The sequence below is a fragment of the Chitinophaga sp. genome, assembly GCF_036566945.1.
Taxonomy (GTDB): Bacteria; Bacteroidota; Bacteroidia; order Chitinophagales; family Chitinophagaceae; genus Chitinophaga.
Genome location: NZ_DATCVJ010001093.1, coordinates 1 through 4,228, shown reverse-complemented (window position 1 = coordinate 4,228; position 4,228 = coordinate 1). Strand labels below are relative to the sequence as shown.

Below are 4,228 nucleotides of genomic sequence, written 5' to 3'. Positions count from 1 at the left end.
AGATAAATAGCATTCTTCCTGGTCCGTACCCGATCCTACCCTACCAGCGCCGTTGATGGTACCCCGGTAGTCACCAAATTGAGTGGTATCTGTAATCAACGGCAAACGGGGATCAAATACGCCGTAAGTCTTCCCGTTCATAGCATCTACATAATGAGCACTGAGCCAGCCGTCCAGACTATTATTAATGTTATTAATCGCGGCCGCATTCCATGGACTGAGTGACTGAAACTGCAACATCTGGGCATCATCCGCATTAGTGGTATAAGCATTTGACAATGCAGCCAATACGCCGGCGGCATCGTAGGTCGTCTTTTTAGTAATATGATTGAGGATGCGTGCTTTTACCGCGTAAGCTGTTTTGATCCATGCATTGGTGTTTCCACCAAACAGGAGGTCTTTGTTAGCATCCAGCTCGTACCTGGTATCTGCTCTTTTCAGCTGCTGAATACCATCATCCAGTAAGGATATGCAGTAGGTGTACACGCTATCGTCGCCTGTATAGGGAGGTTGAATAATGCGCGCATTAAAGGCACTGGTGTAAGGAACGCTGCCCCATAAGTCGTTGAGCATTTCCAGGTTAATAGCCATCATTACTTCGCCGGCTCCCACGTGTCGCGCGGCTCCTTCTTTGCCTGCCTGGTCAATCAGGTCATGGATATCCGTCATGTTATCATATAATAACTTCCAGGTGTTACTGTAGTCGGTCACCTGATAGGTATCCGTAGCGCCGTCGGAATTGGGCGACGCCAGGTATTGCACCAGGTAGGACGTGATGTTACTGACCTCGTACACATTGGTGGCCGTGTGGTAAGTAGCGGAAACCAATAACCCATTTAACGGCGGAACGGTGGCCTGATTGGGATTATTATTGATATCGAGTGATTTGTCGCAACCCGGAAACAGGATCCCCAGGCAGGATACATATATTAATATGGTGAGTAGTTTTTTCATCATCAACAGTTTTAGAAAGTAACTTGAAGGGTGGCCAGGAAACTACGTGTAGTCGGGTACGTGAATCCTGCAAAAGCATCCACGTTGCTACCGGAGCTATTAGAACTGGACTCCGGATCGAAGCCGCTGTAATTGGTGTGCAGCCAGAGGTTATTACCTGTCAGGGTAATGCTGGCGCCGGAAATCAGGTGTGTGGCGCTGAGCAGGCCGGTTGGCAACAGATAGGTAAAGCTCAGGGTGCGCAACCGGACCCAGGCCGCATCTTCCACAAAGTTTTCGGTTACCCCACGATATACGTTGCGATAATATCCTGCACCATAATTACGTCCGTCAGGACCTTTAGCCTGTTGCAAATATACTTTCTGGGTGTTGGCAGTACCATCTGCCAGCACGCCGGGAAATACCGTCTGCTCGGCGCGATTACCGGTAACAGCCGATTCACCGAAGGCCGCCAGGAAATTGGCCAGCTGGTTGTATTTCTTGACTCCCTGCCGGGTATCAATCAACAGCGATAAGCTGAACGGACCATAGCTAAAGGTGTTGTTTATACTCCCTATCCATTTAGGTTGGGAGTTGCCGAGATATTTCTGCGTACTGTTGATCAATGGAAAACCTGCTCCGCTGCCGGTTTGCCCGATGATCATGGGTTTACTGTAATCGATCATCAGCGGATCTTCCTTGTCGCTGCCATAATATCGCTGGTAGCTGGTGCCAAAGATGGCGCCCACCGGGTAACCTTTAATATATTTCATGGTAGCGGTAGAACCGGCGTATCCGAAGTGTTCGGCGACGTCTATCTCATCTAAGCCATTACCCAGACTGAGTACTTCGTTATGATTGGAGGAGAAATTGATCCGGATGTCCCAGTTGAAGTTTTTTGTTTTCACCGGGGTGGCATTCAATGATACTTCCACACCTCTGTTACGAATGGAGCCTATATTGGTATAGTAGTCCTCGTAACCTGTTGCATTCGATAGCTTTAGCGGAATCAGGAGATCGGTACTTTTGGAAGTATACCAGGTAACGTCTACGCCTAAACGGTTGTTCAGGAAGCGCAGCTCGGCTCCTGCCTCAAAGGTATTGGTGAACTCCGGTTTCAGGGCGGGGTCTCCGAGCCGGTCGTCGCGGGTCCAGCAGATGGCGGAGCCTCCGATGGGACCATCTACGAGCGGAATATAGCCGGAGCCGGTATTATAGGGTACCGCATCTTTACCAATCCTTGCCCACGAAACGCGCAACTTACCGTACGACAAAATCTTTTCCGGGATTTTCAGCTGTTCTGTAAAGAGATAGGACAAACTGGCGGATGGATAAAAGAAAGCGCGGTTAGCGGTAGGTAGCGAGGAGCTGATATCGGTTCTGCCGGTCAGGTTCAGGTACAGCCACCGATCCCAGTTAAGGGTCCAGTCGGCGAAAATGCCCATCAGGTAATAGTTTTGTAAGCTCTGCGTAGCCAGTATTTTTTTGGCATTCTGCAGGATCAGCAGGTCTGGTATATCCAGTGTATCTGCTTCGACAGATACCTGTTTAAATTTCCTTGACAAAATATCCTGTCCGATTTTGAGGTCGGAATTCAGTTTGGAGCTGATTTTATTTTTGAAATTGAGGATCAGGGTCGAAGAAAGCGCGCGCTTATAAATGGAGTATTCATCTACAAACCCGAAATCATTGTCGGTGCTGGGTACTTCTCCCACGGTGCCTTTGGGTCCGGGAGCGGCATGGGTCATGCCACTATTATACGTATCAGTTCCTGCATTGTAGAGGATATCCAGCCATTTAAAGGGAGACCAGGTAAAGTTGACATTCCCGATTAGCCTGTTTACATTATCTACAAAACGGTTGCTGTACACCGTATATATGGGATTGTCTGTAGCACCGTAGGTTTGCTGGGTACCATCATCTTTTATATAGTCGCGCATATTCCAGCGTGGGGACCAGTAGACCAGTTGCTCTCCGTACCGGTCAAAATTAGCGCGGTTACCGCCGGAGTTGATGTAATTGAGGGACACTCCCATTTTGAACTTTGCGCTTACCTGGGCGCTTCCGCTCACCCTGGCGGAGTAGTTTTTATAGTTACTAAAAGGTAGAATTCCGTTTTGGTTGAACTGGGATAACGATGCCGCATATACGACTTTTTCGGTACCACCGGAGAGTCCCAGGGTATTGCGGAACTGGCTGCCGGTATTATAAGCCTGTTTGTATTTATCGTATAACGCGTCCGGATGGGTAGGGTCCAGTTTTCGTGCATCCGCCACCGTTGGTCCCCAGGAGGGCCAGAAGCTTTGGTTGTCGTAGATACTATTGTTGCCCTGACTATAAGTGTTTTGTACATCGGGGGTTTTGCCGATCCTTTCAAATCCGGCGGTGCTGCTAAAGTTGACCCGCAGGCGACCGGCCTTACCTGACTTAGTGGTAATGATCAATGCCCCGTTAGCAGCACGTAAGCCATACAATGCTGTGGCGGCGCCACCTTTCAGGATAGAGATACTTTCTATATCATCGGGGTTCAGGTCTGCTGCACCATTGCTCATACCGCGGGTTTCGTTATTGCCCACCACGTCGGTACTGTTATCCATGGTAATACCATCGATGATAAACAAGGGCTGGGCATCGCGGCTGGGATCGAGTGAGTTAATCCCTCTGATCAGGATACGGGAACCTTGTCCTGGTGCGCCGCCTCCACTGGAAATCTGTACCCCGGCTGCTTTCCCCTGTAGTGCATTCACTACATTCGATTGCTTGGATTGCATCAGGTCAACCCCACTTACGTCCTGGACCGCATATCCCAGTGCGCGTTTTTCTTTTTTAATACCCATCGCTGTCACCACTACCTGTTCGAGGTTACGGGTATCAGGTTGTAGCTGGATATCGAGTGTGGTGCGTCCGTTCAATGGGATTTCCTGCAACAGGTAACCTACAGATGTAAAAACGAGGATACTGTTAACATCGGATACATTGAGCCGATAAGTGCCATCGGCTCCGGTAGCAGTGCCAGAAGCGTGTCCCTTTATCTGGACGGTGACACCGGGTATAGCCTCCGTTGTACCGGCGGTTGTTACTTTACCTGTAATAATGTGATTCTGAGCGAGCAGCAAAAAGGGTAAGAAAAGGAAAGCGCCCGCCAGCGTCATAGCGTACAATGACTTCATGGCGATAGATTTTGGTTTAAAATGTTGTTACTTAAATATACGCTGAAAATTGAGAAAGTGAAAGCTATAAAAACAAAGATCCGGCACAGCTTATGACTGTCCGGATCTTTGTTTTTATAGCTTTC

General features: G+C 48.9%; 2 protein-coding genes. Both read right to left on the bottom strand.

Going from position 1 to position 4,228, the window contains the following annotated elements; genetic code table 11:
- Positions 1–954 (bottom strand): SusD/RagB family nutrient-binding outer membrane lipoprotein (locus VIP81_RS32875; protein WP_331972300.1); only part of this gene is annotated, 954 nt, incomplete at its 3' end.
- A gap of 11 nt (positions 955–965) precedes the next feature.
- Positions 966–4,103, bottom strand: coding sequence for a SusC/RagA family TonB-linked outer membrane protein (locus VIP81_RS32870; protein ID WP_331972297.1), 3,138 nt, complete (start codon positions 4,101–4,103; stop codon positions 966–968).
- Between the last annotated feature and the right edge of the window lie 125 nt (positions 4,104–4,228).

Excerpts from the sequence above, each read along its gene's own strand:
- VIP81_RS32870 (WP_331972297.1), bottom strand. The coding sequence starts at position 4,103 with ATGAAGTCATTGTACGCTATGACGCTGGCGGGCGCTTTCCTTTTCTTA.